The following is a 16876-nucleotide window of genomic DNA, read 5'->3' on the forward strand; positions in this document are numbered from 1 at the left end:
ATTTTTACTGCTTGATCCTTGCATAATAATCTTTGATCCACTGCGTTGATGCCTGGGTGATCTTGACTTCACGCTGTAACTGTGGCTCAGCCAAGTAGAGTTTGGGGTTTTCTTTTTCAGTGGCGACCGCAAATTGAAAGTCAACATTAGTTGCACAAGCAAAATTTCCATCTTTATCCAGCGCAATGTATGAAAACTCCCCCACCTGACCATTGCGTGCTTGTAATAGATCGACAAAATTATAGACAGCTTTGTTCAATGCATCCTGCACAGAATACCCCGCTTGCATTAGTTGCAAAGTTTCAAAACAGATCGGCCGTTTCATCATATCTTCACCTAAACCAGTGGCGGCAACACCACCAAGCTCACTATCAGCGTAAAAGCCGTTGCCCGCTTGCGGTGAATCACCAACACGACCAGGATGCTTCATAAATAATCCTGAAGTTGAAGTCCCTACTGCCAAACTCTTTTGTTGATCGACCGCGATCACACAGACTGTGTCATGCCCGTCATAAGGCGTCAACCGCCCAGTCTTAGCAACTTCTTGTTTCCGTTGTTCCCAACGACTCGCTGCTCTTTTGGTCAACATCTTTTTCGGTGTAAAACCTTGTTCTTGAGCATACTTTTCGGCACCAGCAGCAACCAAAAAATTATTAACTCGCTCTTCACTCAAACAACGACTGACCTTGATCGGGTTAGCGATATCTTTTACTCCAGCAACCGCACCAATTTGAAAGTTGTCACCATCCATAAAGGCGCTATCCATTTCAAGCTCCCCGGCTGAATTAGGCAAACCACCATAACCGACTGACTTAAAATACGGATAGTCTTCGATGGCAGAGACAGCCTCTTCGACCGCATCCCCACAATTATCACCATTTTCTAATAGCTCAGCTGCTTTTTTGACCCCCAGTGTTGCCATAGACCAGGTTCCGATCACTCCGTACACTTGCGACACCTCCCCTCTTTATGTCTATTATAATTTATTAAAATAAAATGATAAAGTCAAGATATATTGTTAATAATATAAACGCGCGGGGCTAGTTCGTAATAATTTCATTTTCGTCAAAATCGAAAAAGACGAGATTATAAACAAAAACTGTCAGTTCAATTTTTAACCAAAAGCCGATAACTGACCGTGCTAAATTATGTTCAATACCGTAATTATCTACTAAAACTGCAAAACGGGCTTCGATCGTGCGGCGTAATCTTTTTAAAGCAACACTATTATGCTGCTTAGCACCTTTCATATTAGCACGATAAGGTGTCCAGAGCCGATAGCCTAATTTAGTAAATTCATCTTTGAGACTTTGGCCAACATAGCCGACGTCAGCTAAGATAAACGGACAAGGACAGCCTGCAATTAATGTCGTAGCTGCCTGAGTATCATGCACTGAGGCTTTAGTTACGTCATAGTTTAAAATAAAAATCCACCAGTAGAACTGGTGGTTTTTTGGTATGCCCTAAAAGGGCTTGACCTGGGGCATAGCCTCTGAAAGAGGCCCAGAAAATTCCTGCCAACCGCCAATGCTTTTATGCTACCTTACTTATACTTTTTATTTTTTCTATATTTATTTACCTCGTCTTTAAATGGGTCTAAATATTCTCTTTTCGTCATTTTATCCTCTAGACGATCTTCTGATTCTTGTTCACGTATATACTTTTGAATTGTTTTTTGATTAAGACCAACTGTACTGACATAGTATCCTCTCTTATTACCGTATTTGTAGACTAAATTGGCGTGACGCTCATGAATCAATACCGCACTTCTTCCTTTTAAATATCCCATAAACGATGAAACACTTAATTTTGGTGGGATCCTGACCAACATATGAATATGATCTGGCATTGCATGAGCCTCAATAATTTCGACATCTTTATTTTCACATAACCGTCGCAGTATTTGTCCTATATCTTTCCTAATTTCATTATAAATAACTTTTCTACGATATTTTGGTGTGAATACTAAATGATATTTACAATTCCACCTCGTATGTGCTAAGCTACTATCGTCTTTAGACACTTTAAGATCTCCCTTCGTTCTTTAGTTAGCGGTTGGTAGCCACTAACTATTTTAGCTGAAGGAAGGTCTTTTTTGCTAGAAGCTTCTCGAGTCGCACACGTATAACGTGTGGTTTATTAGCATCGTACTAATGTAACCATTGGTCGTCACGACCAAATGAGCCTTTAGGCCATAAAAATACATTGTTTTTGTGGCGTTATATCCCATGTTGGTTACTTCGGAAAGGATCCTAACCCGCTTATTTCTAACTTTATGGCATAAGGGATCGGGTAAACTATCAATAATTGCGATTTGCCCCGTTTGTGCGTCTGCCCGTGTTAGTCCTTGACGCATCGCCATTACAACGGGTAAAAACTGATGTGCTCGGCGGTTAAACCGCGTGCGGTCTAGTGTGATCTGGTTAGGGATAAACAGTTTAGCCAAGGCAAAGAATTTCCGTTGCGATTGCATGTTGAGCATCATCTGTAGACAAAGTAAAGCTAAGATTTGCACGTCAAAGACACGCGTTTGCTTGACATTACGCCGATTGTAAACAAAAACAGGACAAGATTTATGGTACAGACCTGCTTTAATTGTCCTAAATCAGCTTGTAAATTATGCCGTTTTTGGTTAAACTTTAAGTGGTCCAATATGGATATACTTCTTTTTGTTTGATTACTTAAAAGTCTAACTATATTGGGCTTTTTTTGTAAAATTTTGTCCCAAATTTTCTAATGTTACGAACTAGCACCACACGCTTATTATATAATCTTTTAGTAAGTCCAGTTAACAATACCCACCACCTACAGCGGCTTATAGACAACAACATTTCATACTAAAAGACATGTCTAGTTCTCACTGTTTCGTAATGGCAATCTTTCGATACCTCTAATAACCATTATCCCAACCACGATTTGGATCGGATACATAATCAGCTCCTTAGGAAGTCTAACACTTAATAATGGCAATAGAGGCGCTTGGTATAACAAGTGGATCCAAAGTGTTGTGAATAACACGTTGGTCACTAACAGTTGCACAAATTCATAAACGGCAATACGTTGCCAAGTGATCTCTTGTTTATACAAAAAGGCACCAGCTATCATTCCAGAAAGAAATGCGCTGAAAGTAAATCCGATAAAGAAACTTGAACCGGTATTTAATAAAGTGTTACCGATAAGATCTCCTACGATCATTGCGACCCCGCCGGCCCACGGCCCCAAAAAATAACCTATCAGCATCGTACCCAAAAAACCAAAACCAAACTTGACCAAATTAGCACTACCAATCGATATCTTACCTAAAATAATGCTTAAAGCGATCAAAAATGCAGCTAAGGTAATTACATGTGTTGTTAATTTAGGACTCTTCCAAGTTAGTTTCATTTTGTTCCTTCTTTCAAATTAATTTTTTTTATTAACTTTTTGCTGTCTGTTAAACCAGTCAAAAAACGGCGAACTGTTGAAATAAAATATAAAGAACCAGTTATCACTAATATCTCGTCTTTGTTTTGCACTTTTACAGTGTCAAGAATAGCTTTTTGCCAATCTGTTTGAACCTTAATGTTCGCTTCTTTGAAGTATAATTGTTCTGGTTCAAGCACTGTTCTCTTGCCAGGTCCAGAAAAGGTCGTTAAGATGATACAACTATCGGGAATTTTTTCCAGCTGGTCGATCATCTTTAGATACTGTTTATCCGCCAAAATCGACACAATAAAAGTAATTTTTCTTTGAGGAAAATGCTCCGCAATCGTCTTGCCTAACTCTTTGACAGCCGGTTCATTATGCGCCCCATCCAAGATAACAAGTGGCGAAAAACTAAGAGGCTCAAACCGACCAGGCCAAGTAGTTTTGCTCAGAGCATGAATTATTTTTCTATGATCAAAATTTTTTCCTTGTTGGGCTAAAAAAAGTTGACAAGTTGCCAGCGCCACAGCAGCATTATTGACCTGATAATGACCGATTAAAGATAGTTGAACCAGATCTGCAGCTTGTTCACCAAATGTGTAAACAAAATTTTCATGCCAAGAATGATCATCCGGTAAAGGCGTAGCTTGAAATTCAAATTCCAACCTGTATAGAGGGCTTTCCATCATCCTGGCACTTTTTTTTACAGCTTTCATTGCCTCATCATTTAACTGACCGATAACAACAGGCACGTTTTTTCGCATGATGCCAGCTTTTTGATATGCGATAGCTGTTAAATTATCTCCGAGCAAATTCATATGATCCATACCGATCGAAACTATGACAGAAACCACTGGTTTGATGATATTAGTTGAATCAAGTGAACCGCCAACCCCGACTTCCACCACAGCAACATCAACTTTTTGCTGGGCAAAATACAACCACATCAATGCTGTATCTATTTCAAATTCAGTAGGTCCACCAGTTGGCAATTCTTGATCTAAATGTGCAACAACCGGTTCAACTATTTGTACTAATTTAACTAACTCGTCATCAGGCACAGGCTGCCCATTGACGCTGATTCTTTCATTAAAGCGGGTCAAAAAAGGTGAAGTAAAAGTACCTACCTTGTGATAACCAGCTGCCATTAACATTTGCCGTAAAAATGCAACAGTCGAACCTTTTCCATTGGTTCCAGCTACGTGAATACTTTGCACAGTGTCTTGCGGGTCCCCTAACAGGGCCAAAAATTTTGCCATCCGACTTAGAGTTGGGATTTTTTTGTGCTTTGTTCTGCCATGGATAAAATTTAATGCATCTTCATATGTCTTGATCAACCTTTAATTCCTCTTTTTTTCTTAAAATATGTTCATTAGCCGAACACTAAATTATTAAAATAGTTTTGCAACATTCAAAGCTTAACACCTGTTTTAAAACTCGGTAAAATTCTTAACTGAATACTTTCCCGTCTTTAAAAAGACCATTTTCAGTAACCACGACATCGGCTTGGACGTCGTTTTCTTCTAGCGGGATCTTATCAACTTGCAACTGCGCTAAACACGGCAGATAAGAAAGCAAGTGCTCTCCAGCTGTACTCAAAAACCAATCGTAATAACCGCCGCCATAGCCTAAGCGATCCCCTTTAAGATTACAAGTGACACACGGCAAAATAGTTAAATCAATGGAACTTGTTTCGATCAAAGGACTAGTTGCTGCCGGCTCTAAAATGTGCAGCTTACTCATTGTTAGTTCCTCAAAAGACTTAAAACGGTGAACCTTCATAACTTTACCAGGATAAACTCGCGGAACAACCACCACTTTGCCTTTTTTCACAGCATCGGTGATCAATTTTCTAGTATCAATTTCTCCTTTTTACCAATAAAAGTAAAAATTGTGGAACTCTTTTGGTAATCATAAGAATCAATAATATTTTGAATGATTTTCTCATTGGCAATTTTTTGGTAGCTTGAATTTAACTTCGTTCTCCTCTGTAAGATTTGTTTTCGCAGCTCTTGTTTTTTATTAACTTCCGTTTTATTCATATTCATCCCGCTTTCTTTTCAAAAATTAAAAACGCATCCCTTCAGAGCAAAATAGGATGCGTTTCGCTAGCAATTTCAAAGGGCCAGTTTTTATTTGATTATCTGAGTAACTTTGCGCGGTATTTCTATCAAGAATTGACTGAACTAAAATCCTGTGTTGTTTTTCTATAAAAATACTCTGCTGACTGAACTACTCTTTGAGCCAATAACGAGGTGGTAATGGACCCAACTCCACCAGGGACCGGGTTGATGTATGCTGCCTTGGGAGCAACCTCAGCATATAATACATCACCTGTCACTTTTCCCGCTGAATCATAGTTAGTTCCAACATCAATGACTATTACCCCTGATTTGACCATTTCAGCAGTTAGCAAACCCGTTTTACCAACTGCAGCGATCACCAGATCAGCATTCTTAGTAAATTCGCTATTATCTGGTGTATAGGCATTGCAAACGGCAACTGTTGCATTCCGTGCTAGCATCATGTTGGCTAATGGTCGACCAACTACCAAACTATGCCCAATAATAGTAACCTTTTTCCCTTCTATTGGAATTTCATAATAATCAAGCATCGCTAGCACGGCCCCTGGAGTTAGCGGCACAAAATCATCTTTTTGCGGACCTAAACTCTTACCAAGATTGATTGGATTCATTCCATCAATATCTTTATGCGGATCGATGGCTCTTTGAATTTTTTCAGTATCAAGTTGCTTCGATAATGGCCGCAGTAACAATATACCTTGGACGTCTTTTCGTGCGTTGATTTGTGCAAATTGTTTTTCAAAATCAGTCATTGAGATATTTTCATTATACTCAGCAATCTCCACTTCAATTCCCACCTGCGCCATAATTTTTTGAGCAGCCTTTTGATATCCCAAAGAACCTTTATCATTTCCGACCCTGACGATTGCGAGCTTAGGAAAAATATTTTCTTTTTGTAAAGCCTGCACTTTGTTTTTTGTGTCTGAGCGCATCTTACGAGCTACATCGCGACCACGCATTTTAACAGTCATCAGTTTCATCCCTTTACGCTTGCTTCAACTTCGCCATACAGTTGCTGGGCTATTTGCCTTCCCTGTCTGGCTAGTTTTTCTGCTTGTTGGTTGAATCTTCTCGCTTGTTCCTTGTCTTTCATTAACTTGGTGTTAACATAAACGTTCAAAATCGCCGCATTCAAAGCTCCCATCGAGAGTGCCGCACCGCAACCAATGTCACTTAACAAAGACTTGGAAGAAAATTCTTTCATTTCTTGCATGATCTTTAATTCCAGCACAATTGCCTGTTCAATGTTTAACGGTACTTGAGCAGCTGTAACTAGATCTTTAGCTAATCGTTCTTGCCGTGCCTGTTTTTGTTGGACTGTATCTTTGGGCATTTTTAATGTTTTTGATAGTGACCCAAATTCCGCTGCATCATTATCTACCAATTGAAGTAACTGAGTGCGCACATCTTCCATCTTTTTTAAAGTCTCGCTCAATTCATGTGCCGGATGCTTCTCTTCTTTGATATGACCAACCATGGACCCCAGGCAACTCCCAAGTGCGGCTACCAAAGCACATGCAGCTCCTCCACCGGGAGTCGGTGTTTCAGAGGACAGGCTCGAAATAAATTCACCTATCGTCACAGTTTTCATAAGATCACCTATTTAAAACAAACCAGTAATTTTTCCATCAGCGGTCACATCGATCTTTTCAGCAGCTGGTGCTTTAGGCAACCCTGGCATAGTCATCACTGAGCCAGTCGAAACTACAATAAATCCTGCTCCAGCACTGACCTTAACTTCTTTGACCGGTACTTTAAATCCTTTTGGCGCTCCTAAAGAGTTTTTGTTAGCTGAAAATGAAAACTGTGTTTTAGCAATGCAGATCGGTAATTTTCCATAACCGAGCTGCTCAAGTTTCTTGATACTCTTTTTCGCAGGACCTCTCACTGTAATACCATCCGCACCATAGATTTTAGTCGCAACTTTTTCAATTTTATCTTGGATCGGATCTTCCTTATCATAAATTTCTGTAAATTCTGCTGGCGTATCAGCTAATTTAACAACTTCCTGGGCAAGCTCAGTGGCACCTGCTCCGCCTTGTTCCCAGACATCGGTTTCAATGGCATCGATCCCTAAACGTTGGCATTCTTCTCGCACTAAGTCTAACTCTGCTTGAGTATCAGTCGGAAACTTATTAATAGCCACTACTGTCGGCAAGCCATAGACTTCATGTATATTATAAACATGCCGTAACAAGTTAGGCAGTCCATTTTTTAGCACATCCAAATTTTCTTCATTTAATTCTTTCTTGTTCAAGCCGCCATGCATCTTGAGCGCACGAACGGTAGCCACTAACACAACTGCATCTGGTATTTTACCCAAACGAGGAGCAACAATATCTAAGAATTTTTCAGCTCCAAGATCAGCACCAAAACCAGCCTCAGTAACTGCATAATCTCCTAACTTCAACGCCAGATCTGTACCGATCAGTGAACTGCAACCATGAGCAATATTTGCAAATGGACCACCATGAACAAAAGCCGGATTATGCGCCAAAGTCTGCACGATATTTGGTTTCATGGCATCTTTTAGCACTACTGCCATCGCGCCTTCAGCCTTTAATTGACCAGCAGTGACTGGTTCACCCTTCCTACTATAACCAATAACGATCTTAGACAATTTTTCTTTTAAATCTAGCAAGTCTGTTGCCAAGCAAAGGGTAGCCATTATTTCTGAAGCTGCCGTAATATCAAAACCATCTTCGCGTGGTACACCACTGGCATGATTACCTAATCCACCAACAAAAGACCTTAACTGGCGATCATTCATATCGATCGAACGTTTCCAAGTAATATTTTTAACATCGATATCTAGTTCATTTCCTTGATAAATATGGTCATCGATCAGGGCAGCCAGTAAGTTGTTCGCAATTCCAATCGCGTGCATATCTCCAGTAAAATGAAGATTGATGTCTTCCATTGGGATAACTTGAGAATGTCCACCACCCGCAGCGCCGCCTTTAATTCCGAAAACAGGTCCTAAAGAAGGTTCACGTATCGCAACTATCGACTTTTTGCCAATTAAATTAAGTGCATCGTCCAAGCCAATTCCCACAGTTGTTTTTCCTTCTCCAGCAGGAGTGGGTGTGATAGCAGTAACTAAAATCAACTTGCCTTTTTGCGGCAGATGATTAAACTTATGCGGAGCTATTTTGGCTTTATCTGTGCCGTAGACTTCCAATCGATCTTTGCTTACTCCTATTTTAGCAGCTATATCTTGAATTTTTTCTGGTTGAACACTTTGAGCAATTTCAATATCTGAAGCCATCTATAAAACTTCCTTCCACAAATTATTTTTTTAGATACAAGATAAACAACGTGTAACGAAATTCTATCCTACGTACAATTATAATTGTGAGCGCTTACCATATAATCAGGTAGTACCATTCAGTCAAAAAAATTTTTCTGTTTTTTAGCAAAGTGCACTATATATTGAAACTTTTAAATGACACCTGAAAATGAAATTCAAGAAAAAGCCATTACTTATTGTTTATAATAATAGCCAAAATTTATCTACTATTCTGTTCCGCATCTTCCAAAACAGCTTCCAAAACTGTTCAATTACCATGTGCATCTGCAAGAACTGCAATTTTTTCTGTTCAAATTTATCAAGTGTCTTTTTAAATTAAATATCTGTATGTGTTTGATGTGCAAACCATTGTTTTAAATTATCTAGAACTATCATCCCTAAAACAGTTACAAATACAACAATTAGCAGACTCGACCATTGAACTTGAGGATCAAAATACTAATCAAAGCTAAAATAGGTGTTAAAATAATATTTCCGCTTAAAACTGTTCCAACTAACCGACTTATTTTAGTAGTCCACCAGTAGTGCGAAGTTCTAGTCATCAAAAACATTGTCATGGCTGAATAGATCAAGAAGGCAAACATTAAACTAGAAACTTGCGCTACCCCAATCCCGCCATGTAGGAACCACAAATATTGTCCTAATCCGAAAATAATCAAAATTATAGTAAAAATACTTGCAATTCCCGCCAAACGGGAATATTCCAATGTTCCGGTTCTTTTATAGTAGGTGTCCGATCAGTCCCCAATGTCAGAGCAACCAGATCATTTAAAACAATATTATTTAAACTAATTGGAAAATGGCCACTAATTATAAATCTAAATGTTAGTAACGCCGTCAACTCAGCAATTCGAGTTAATTTCGTGATCGTCCATGCTAACATTCTACGATAGGTTCGGTGTCTACTTTCAACAACATCTAAAATGTCACTCAAACCATTTGAACTTAAAACAACATCAGCTGCTCCTTTAGCAGCGTCAGTTGCAGTGTCTACCGTGATCCCTTGCGTCTGCTTGACGTAATGCAGTAGCGTCGTTAATTCCACCACCAACCATGCCAACGATCTTGCCTTCTTCTTGTAGTTTCTTTACAATTAAAAATTTATCTTGCGGTAAAATTTCTGTAAACCCGCTATACTTATCCAAATTATCAGTAATATTTTGTTTCTGTCCTAAGGGTTTATTCAAGCACACTGTTTGGTCAACATTTTTCGTAACCAATTCAAAAACACAATAGCCTTCAAATCCTCAATATTCTTATTAAGTACTTTTCTATTCTAATCAAAATTAACAATTCAAAATTTCTCACAAATCTTCTAAAAAAGAACCCTACCACAAAGATAGAGTTCTAAGAACCATCAGCACTATTTAATAAAGGTCCAAAAATCTTGGAATGCCAGGACTTTTTTGTATTAGCTAACTTTCAACCTTAAAATTTTAAGGCTATTTTCTCCACAGATTCCAAATTTAAAAATTTCTTCATTTTACTCCAACTTTAGCAGTCCGATTATCTTCTTGATCTTGTGAAACAAAAGGATAATAGCTTACTTTGGCACGAATCTTTTTCTGTTTATGTCCAGGGTATCCCCAAAGGACCTTAAGTTCTTTTCCCATTTTCGCATATTTTCCATCAACAAAGGCTAGTGATACCATTCTTCTATAGTAAGGACTCATAGTACGCATCGTACTTATTCCTATTTCTATATCATCACCTGAAAAAACTTTATCAGCATGATAAACATAACCTCCATGTGGTGCGTTAAAATACGAGTCTACCGGCCGATCATCAATTGGATCATAATTTTCAACATTTCGTCCTTGTAACCAAGACTTGTATACATCAGCGATATCATCTGCATTCCACTCTAATGTAACAACATGCCTCTGCTTTTCCGGATGCTTGTCTAACTCTTGTAAAACTTTTTTTCCTGGAAATTCATGAGTAAATTTAATTAACTTTCCCCATCCTGTATCATACGGTGTAACAAATCTAACACCCAAGTCGTCACCAACGCTACCCAAAAGATCCCTATTATAGTTAAAAATAGCCATCTGTGTTGCTTTTTCTTTAAGAAATTCCGAGAATCCTTGATATACACCATTTTCGCTTTCAAACCACGGCAACGGATAATGATCTACCAAATTCGGCATACCACCTGGCGTATGGCTCATCAAATAAGTCTGCATGCCGATTTTACGCATTCCTTTAGGTTTCCCCACACTCCAAATTGTATCGTAAACTGGTGCACCATCTTCCATACAACTGTGGACCTCATAAGCCAAATTACCCGTCATTCCTAAACGAAGAATTCTCACATTTTTACCAGCAATTTTAAATATTGCATGATGAGCGAATTTCAATTCATCCAATTTTTTATCATGTCCCACTGCTTCTGAAATAATATTGTAAGATTCCGGTCCCGCAATTTGAAAGAAAGTTTCAGTCCCAGAAATATCTTGTCCCTTAATAGAATAATTTTGCCCATATTTTTCAACTAGGAATGAAATACAGGGAACTAAACCATAACATCTAAGTGTATCTTCCTTAATTTTCATGATTACACCATCAGCCATGATATGACCTTTTTCGTTACATAATATTCCGTGACGAATACCACCGACTTTTAACTTATTAAACTTATTTACAAAAAAATTGTTGAAAAATTTAGTTACATCTGGGCCGCTAACATCATACACGGGCCAAGTATCCATCAAACTTGTTCCCAAATAAGCTGTTTTTTCTGCAGCTTGTGCCTCGTCTCGCCAACCCGTGTATTCAAATGGAATGGTTGCAATTCCATTACTCAATTGTAAATAAGCACCATCATAAATACTAGCCTGTAATTCTTTATTACTAGACATATTTATCCCTCCAAAAAAATATTGTTAACCATAGCCATTGACCTTGTTATTATCAAAACAGTGCCGCAAGCTATATGATACAGTAACTTAAAACGCCTTTATTGTAAGCGATTTTTTAAATAGAAAAAATGACCTTTTCTCCAAAAAAAGACCTACTCTTTTTAACAATTTGCATAGTATATTGTAATTTTTTAATGGGCTGAGTCGTCATCTTTTTAAAAAAAGCACAGTATTTAGAAGCGGCAAAAGTAACTGCGGTTTTTCAATGTTGAGGTTCGTGATTGTCTTTATCTTTTTCAAACGATATCTCACTGTATTACGATTAACAAATAACTCCTCTGCAGTTAAACTAATATTATGATGATATTTAAGGTAAATCAATAATGTAGTTACTAATTCTTGCCCATGCTTACTGTCATAATCCTTTAATCGGAGTAATCCGGGCAGTTGCAAAGTATCAAGATTAATGGGGGAATTAGTAAACACTTGTAGTAGATAATTTGTATATACTTCAGAAAAAAATTTGCTTTTTTTATCTTGTTTACCTTCCTGAATCAATATGCTTAAAGAAAATGATGCTTGCTGGTATGCGGTTTCAATTTTCTGAAGCTTGTATTGTTCAAACGATGCACCACACATCAAGTTGTGTCTCTTTAAAAAAAGAGTGAGCTGCTTAATTTTTTCTTCGTTCGATTTTACATTCTTAATAACTGGAACAAGTGCAATAATGTTTTTAGAGTCTACGAACACTACTGAATTATCAAAATTCTCCACGATTTTTTGCCGATAGTAAAACTTTAGTGAAGAATGTTCTTTCGCAACTGCTGGTGGAAAAACAATGACGTAATACGGTATGTCCGGTTTCCAATTATAGCTACTTACTCTATTCAACAATTCAGATGTGTTTTTCAATTTACCATGAATAGCATTATGCCAAAATCCTTGATCATTTAAGGTCACGGATGAACTGTTTCCATTCTTGACGTATTGTGTCAAAAAGTCTTGGACAACTTGCATAAAATAGATTTGTTCAGGACCTACCTCAGCGGTAATGTTTGTTGAGCTTACATGTAAAGCTAAAGAAGAATCCATATAAATGTTGGCATTAAGCATCGTTACTCCTACATCTTCAAGCCTATGAGTATAAACTTTTTCCTTGTCTGCTTTCTTAGCAAATGAATAATCTTTTCCCAAAAGGGTATACTTTTCAATAGGAACGAACTTTTTTTTCAACACATCAGACCAAATATACTGATTTTCTAATAGGATGCCTTTGTCATTATATGCAATCAAAGACCATTGAGCATCTAGCAACGCAGTGGGATTCTTTAAAACTTCAGTACAAATTTTAAAAAAATCTTGTATGTTTCTTTTTTGGACGATTGCATTCAACACATGTTTTTCCCACTCGTTATACTTATCTATTATTTTGCTCAATAAAGACGCAATTTGCAACGAGGAAATACCATCTTTAAATTCAATAAGAGCATATTTCTTACTTCGCAAAGATTTTCCTTGGTAGGGTAAAACTCCAATTTGTCCTGGGAAAAGTTGTTCAAGATTTTTATAATCTTGCATAATCACTAAACTATTTTTACGAGCATTAGGTACAAATGAAATGCCGCTGACTATAAAGTCTGATAGTTCAGTATGGTAAGCTATTTTTGAATGCAGTTTTTTTAGTATGGTATTTACCGGTATTTGCATCTTGATTCTGCCTCCATTCTTTTCATGAGAGTATACAGTAATTTATGGAATATTGAATGAATAACTGATTTTTGACTAATTTCTTGGTCCAAAAAAATTCTTTACATTTTACAATGGACCTGGATTATTCATACTTTTCGGCTAAGTTAGAATTTGATGTTAAAAAAACCACTAGTAGAACTGGTGGTTTTTGGTATGCCCTAAAAGGGCCTGACCTGTGGTATAGCCTCTGAAAGAGGCCCAGAAAAATCCTGCCAACCGACAATGCTTTTATGCTACCCTACTTATACTTTTTATTTTATCTATATTTATTTACCTCGTCTTTAAATGGGTCTAAATATTCTCTTTTTATCATTTTATCCTCTAAACGATCTTCTGACTCTTGTTTGCGTATATACTTTTGGATCGTTTTTTGATTAAGACCAACTGTACTGACATAGTATCCCCTAGGCAAAACGGCTTATTACCGTATTTGTAGACTAAATTGGCGTGACGTTCATGAATCAATACTGCGCTTCTTTCTTTTAAATATCCCATAAACGATGAAACACTTAATTTTGCTGGGGGTCCTGACCAACATACGACTATGATCTGGCATTGCATGAGCCTCAATAATTTCGACCATCTTTATTTTCACATAAACGTCGCAGTATTTGTCCTATATCTTTCCTAATTTCATTATAAATAACTTTTCTACGCTATTTTGGTGTGAATACTAAATGATATTTGCAATTCCACCTCGTATGTGCTACGTTACTATCGTTTTTTGACACTTTAAGATCCCCCCTTCATTCTTTAGTTAGCGGTTGGTAGCCACAGACTATTTTAGCTGAAGGAAGGTCTTTTTTGCTAGAAGCTTCCCAAGTCGCACATGTATAACGTGTGGTTTATTAGCTTCGTACTAATAAAAAAGCTGGCAAACGTCTGACCACAACAAAAGCAACTCTTAGGGAAAAACTATGAATAATTCAGGATTATTATTGTTTCTTTTACTTAACTAATTATAATATTTTTCACAGCCCCGTTCCAACAACTTTACAGCTGCTTTGCCCGCTAGTCGACCTGAATTCCAAGCAAAAGCACAACTAACACCTTCAAGTGTTGGATAGGAAGTATCGTACATTCCCGTTGCATTATTTCCGACCGCAAATGCCCCTGGAATTGGTTTTCTATCCTTTCTCATAACTTCAAGATCATCATTTACAGAGATACCGCCAATTGTTCCCAAGGTAGTCGACTGAGCTTTAATGGCGTAATATGGCCCCTTTCCAAACGGAAATGCCAAGAATTTAGGATCTTTATTAAAATCAAGATCACTGTTTTCATTGATCAATTGATTATAGCGCGCAACTGTTACTTGCAGGTTACCCAGCGAAAGATTAAGTTTATTTGCTAGTTTTTCTATACTATCTGCCTTCCAAGCCAAGTTATTCTTGATCGCATCATCCAAATCATCAGCAATACTTGGAAAAGGACCAACCTCATGCGTTACAGGCTCGTGAGACAAGCTAGTAAATGTTCTTTCAAAAGAATGAGTCCATGCTAGTTTGTTCTCTTGCAAAAATTTGACTTGTTCTTGATTCAACAAGAAATAGTAAAAGCCACCTTGGATATAGGTAATATTTCCCCATAATGCAAAGTCATAACAAATATCTTCGTTAACAAAACGTTTGCCTTCACCATTCACCCATAAGAAAGGCAAATTAGTCAATTTAAAAATCGTATCATTGTGCCATTTAGGATCAGTGGGAGAAACGGCAGACGCAGCGTGATTTTCAAAAACACCCAGACTAGAAGTATCGGCACCCAACTTAGCTAGCATCGAAATGCCATCGCCTGTTGCTTTTCTTTCTCCCATATTATACAAGTTATCCGCACCGATTTGTAGATTTTCTTCAATCAGCTTTTTGTTACCAACATACCCTCCATCAGCTACTATTACAACTTTCGTTTCAATTAAATGACGCTGGCCCGCATGTTCAACCTGAACACCAGTGATCTGATCATCATTTGTTTGTAAAACAACTGCTGCAGCTTCGGTGAGGATTTCTCCGCCATTAGCCGTGAACTGATCCAGCAACCTTTGAAAACCGGCAAACTTATCAACGTATTGATGGTAAACGCGTGGATGTCCTTGATGAACTTCTTGCGTATTATCAACTAATTCTGTTTTTAACCCATTATTGGCCAACCAAGCAATCGTGCTAGCGGATTCTTGCAACACTTTTCTAGTCAAAGTCAAGTTAGAACGATAATGAGTGTAATCAATCAACTCTTTATAGGCATCTTGAAGCTTATAATTTCTATCTGAAATCTCAGAACTCTCCTGCTGAGCTTTACTTTCAACTGCAAACAAGCCTTGAGCCCCGAACATCCCCGCGCCGCCTGGTTTATTGCCCTTTTCTAGTAAAGCAACTTTTTTTCCAGCTTGCGCTAATGTTAAGGCAGATCCAATACCCGAGGCACCTGCACCAATTACGACAACATCTGCTTGACCCAACATTGAATTTAAGCTCCCTTCTTATTCTGAACTAACTTTAATTATCTTTCGAATGCCGTTCGCCGATTTGAAACTGATCTTGATGTTCGAACATATAACGGACAGAAATCGGCTCTGCACCAGTTAACTTTTTAAAATCATCAGTATAAACATCCATCTTTCCTTCACGGATCGCCTGAGCGAATGTCACCATTCCATCTGAAGAAAATGGTGCTTCAGAATCCTTCTTAAATTTACCGCTTGTTGTCCGTGGAACGCCCATTGCGTCAAAGATTTGATAATTTTCTTCATCAGTAATTTGATGATATTTGATTGAATTTCCTGTTACCTCATTCGCAATTGCAACAAACTCGGCTATAGTCATTAAATCTTTTCCATTAATATTTAAGATCTGGTGATGCAAGTCCTCAGCCAATAAGGCATAGGCGACAGCTTTTGCACAATCTTTGCGTGAAATATAAGCCATCTTCCCGTTACCTTGCGAATTAGACAAATCTTGTCCTTGCTTGACAAAAGTAAAGTAGTTCGTGATCATCGCTTCAGCGTACTGTGAATTGCGCAAGAAGATATAGTCTAAGCCACTTTCTTTAATATAATCTTCCGTGTAAGCATGGTCGATTTTTTCAACACTTGGATTACTTGGATCACCAGCGTTTACTAAGGAAGTATAGATAATTTTGGAAACGCCCGCTTTTTTAGCAGCATCAACGACATTTTTGTGTGCATTCTGCCGCTTCTCACCTACGAAAGGCATTGAAATCAATTCTAAAACATCACCACCAACAAACTTGTCAGCCAAACCTTCACTTGAATTAAAATCGGCTTGGCGGGTGACAACTCCTTTTTTAGCAAAGTCAGCTAAAACTTGTCCATTATAACCGCAAAAAATCAGGTCTTTCTTATCAGCAAGATTCAATAGTTCTTTAGCAGCCTGTCCGCCTAAATTTCCATCAACACCCGTTAAAATTAATTTACCCATTGTTTTTTCCTCCATTTCGTTTACACCATA

At 37.9% G+C, this 16876-nt stretch carries 16 protein-coding genes and 2 pseudogenes; all 18 read right to left on the reverse strand.

Annotation, left to right across the window (positions count from 1 at the left end):
* Positions 1-4: 4 nt before the first annotated feature.
* Positions 5-949 (reverse strand): glycosylasparaginase, encoded by a 945-nt coding sequence (locus tag AC3XNE_RS00370; protein ID WP_489832271.1) that lies wholly within the window; start codon positions 947-949, stop codon positions 5-7.
* Between the two features lie 91 nt (positions 950-1040).
* Positions 1041-1427: pseudogene (locus AC3XNE_RS00375) on the reverse strand (transposase); the annotation flags it as partial.
* Positions 1428-1543: 116 nt separating this feature from the next.
* Positions 1544-2023 (reverse strand): IS200/IS605 family transposase, encoded by a 480-nt coding sequence (gene tnpA, locus AC3XNE_RS00380; RefSeq protein ID WP_489832272.1) that lies wholly within the window; start codon positions 2021-2023, stop codon positions 1544-1546.
* 75 nt (positions 2024-2098) lie between these two features.
* The gene (locus tag AC3XNE_RS00385; protein WP_489832273.1) at positions 2099-2473 is read right to left on the reverse strand and encodes a transposase; all 375 of its coding nucleotides are present in this window, start codon (positions 2471-2473) and stop codon (positions 2099-2101) included.
* Positions 2474-2850: 377 nt separating this feature from the next.
* Positions 2851-3384: a folate family ECF transporter S component gene (locus tag AC3XNE_RS00390; protein ID WP_489832274.1), complete on the reverse strand. Its 534-nt coding sequence runs from the start codon at positions 3382-3384 to the stop codon at positions 2851-2853.
* Positions 3381-4742 carry a bifunctional folylpolyglutamate synthase/dihydrofolate synthase gene (locus AC3XNE_RS00395; RefSeq protein WP_489832275.1) on the reverse strand — a complete coding sequence of 454 codons (1362 nt, stop codon included), beginning with the start codon at positions 4740-4742 and terminating at the stop codon, positions 3381-3383. The genes AC3XNE_RS00390 and AC3XNE_RS00395 overlap by 4 nt, the downstream gene beginning before the upstream one ends.
* A 112-nt stretch (positions 4743-4854) precedes the next feature.
* Positions 4855-5238 carry a 5-formyltetrahydrofolate cyclo-ligase gene (locus AC3XNE_RS00400; RefSeq protein ID WP_489832276.1) on the reverse strand — a complete coding sequence of 128 codons (384 nt, stop codon included), beginning with the start codon at positions 5236-5238 and terminating at the stop codon, positions 4855-4857.
* Between the two features lie 11 nt (positions 5239-5249).
* Positions 5250-5447, reverse strand: coding sequence for a hypothetical protein (locus AC3XNE_RS00405; RefSeq protein WP_489832277.1), 198 nt, complete (start codon positions 5445-5447; stop codon positions 5250-5252).
* Between the two features lie 128 nt (positions 5448-5575).
* The gene (locus tag AC3XNE_RS00410) at positions 5576-6460 is read right to left on the reverse strand and encodes a bifunctional 5,10-methylenetetrahydrofolate dehydrogenase/5,10-methenyltetrahydrofolate cyclohydrolase (RefSeq protein ID WP_489832278.1); all 885 of its coding nucleotides are present in this window, start codon (positions 6458-6460) and stop codon (positions 5576-5578) included.
* 5 nt (positions 6461-6465) lie between these two features.
* Positions 6466-7080: a cyclodeaminase/cyclohydrolase family protein gene (locus AC3XNE_RS00415; protein WP_489832279.1), complete on the reverse strand. Its 615-nt coding sequence runs from the start codon at positions 7078-7080 to the stop codon at positions 6466-6468.
* A gap of 12 nt (positions 7081-7092) precedes the next feature.
* Positions 7093-8757, reverse strand: a complete 1665-nt coding sequence (locus AC3XNE_RS00420) for a formate--tetrahydrofolate ligase (protein WP_489832280.1) — start codon at positions 8755-8757, stop codon at positions 7093-7095.
* A gap of 443 nt (positions 8758-9200) precedes the next feature.
* Positions 9201-9491, reverse strand: a complete 291-nt coding sequence (locus AC3XNE_RS00425) for a hypothetical protein (RefSeq protein ID WP_489832281.1) — start codon at positions 9489-9491, stop codon at positions 9201-9203.
* On the reverse strand, positions 9461-9859 hold the full coding sequence (locus tag AC3XNE_RS00430; protein ID WP_489832282.1) for a hypothetical protein: 399 nt from the start codon (positions 9857-9859) through the stop codon (positions 9461-9463). Before AC3XNE_RS00430 ends, AC3XNE_RS00425 begins: the two co-directional genes overlap by 31 nt.
* 418 nt (positions 9860-10277) lie before the next feature.
* Complete coding sequence (locus AC3XNE_RS00435; RefSeq protein ID WP_489832283.1) at positions 10278-11660, reverse strand: aminomethyl transferase family protein; 1383 nt, start codon at positions 11658-11660, stop codon at positions 10278-10280.
* Between the two features lie 207 nt (positions 11661-11867).
* Entirely contained in the window at positions 11868-13367 is a 1500-nt protein-coding gene (locus tag AC3XNE_RS00440; protein WP_489832284.1) for a PucR family transcriptional regulator, read from the reverse strand.
* A gap of 298 nt (positions 13368-13665) precedes the next feature.
* Positions 13666-14140, reverse strand: a pseudogene (gene tnpA, locus AC3XNE_RS00445) (IS200/IS605 family transposase).
* A gap of 224 nt (positions 14141-14364) precedes the next feature.
* Entirely contained in the window at positions 14365-15870 is a 1506-nt protein-coding gene (locus tag AC3XNE_RS00450; protein WP_489832285.1) for an FAD-dependent oxidoreductase, read from the reverse strand.
* Positions 15871-15904: 34 nt separating this feature from the next.
* The gene (locus AC3XNE_RS00455; protein ID WP_489832286.1) at positions 15905-16846 is read right to left on the reverse strand and encodes an NAD(P)H-binding protein; all 942 of its coding nucleotides are present in this window, start codon (positions 16844-16846) and stop codon (positions 15905-15907) included.
* Positions 16847-16876: the final 30 nt, after the last annotated feature.

The organism is Ligilactobacillus sp. JN-6 (Y).1, assembly GCF_058111525.1.

Coding starts and splice junctions, on each gene's coding strand:
- AC3XNE_RS00385 (WP_489832273.1), bottom strand. CDS start 2,473: ATGCAATCGCAACGGAAATTCTTTGCCTTGGCTAAACTGTTTATCCCT.
- AC3XNE_RS00390 (WP_489832274.1), bottom strand. CDS start 3,384: ATGAAACTAACTTGGAAGAGTCCTAAATTAACAACACATGTAATTACC.
- AC3XNE_RS00405 (WP_489832277.1), bottom strand. CDS start 5,447: ATGAATAAAACGGAAGTTAATAAAAAACAAGAGCTGCGAAAACAAATC.
- AC3XNE_RS00410 (WP_489832278.1), bottom strand. CDS start 6,460: ATGACTGTTAAAATGCGTGGTCGCGATGTAGCTCGTAAGATGCGCTCA.
- AC3XNE_RS00415 (WP_489832279.1), bottom strand. CDS start 7,080: ATGAAAACTGTGACGATAGGTGAATTTATTTCGAGCCTGTCCTCTGAA.
- AC3XNE_RS00420 (WP_489832280.1), bottom strand. CDS start 8,757: ATGGCTTCAGATATTGAAATTGCTCAAAGTGTTCAACCAGAAAAAATT.
- AC3XNE_RS00435 (WP_489832283.1), bottom strand. CDS start 11,660: ATGTCTAGTAATAAAGAATTACAGGCTAGTATTTATGATGGTGCTTAT.
- AC3XNE_RS00440 (WP_489832284.1), bottom strand. CDS start 13,367: ATGCAAATACCGGTAAATACCATACTAAAAAAACTGCATTCAAAAATA.
- AC3XNE_RS00450 (WP_489832285.1), bottom strand. CDS start 15,870: ATGTTGGGTCAAGCAGATGTTGTCGTAATTGGTGCAGGTGCCTCGGGT.
- AC3XNE_RS00455 (WP_489832286.1), bottom strand. CDS start 16,846: ATGGGTAAATTAATTTTAACGGGTGTTGATGGAAATTTAGGCGGACAG.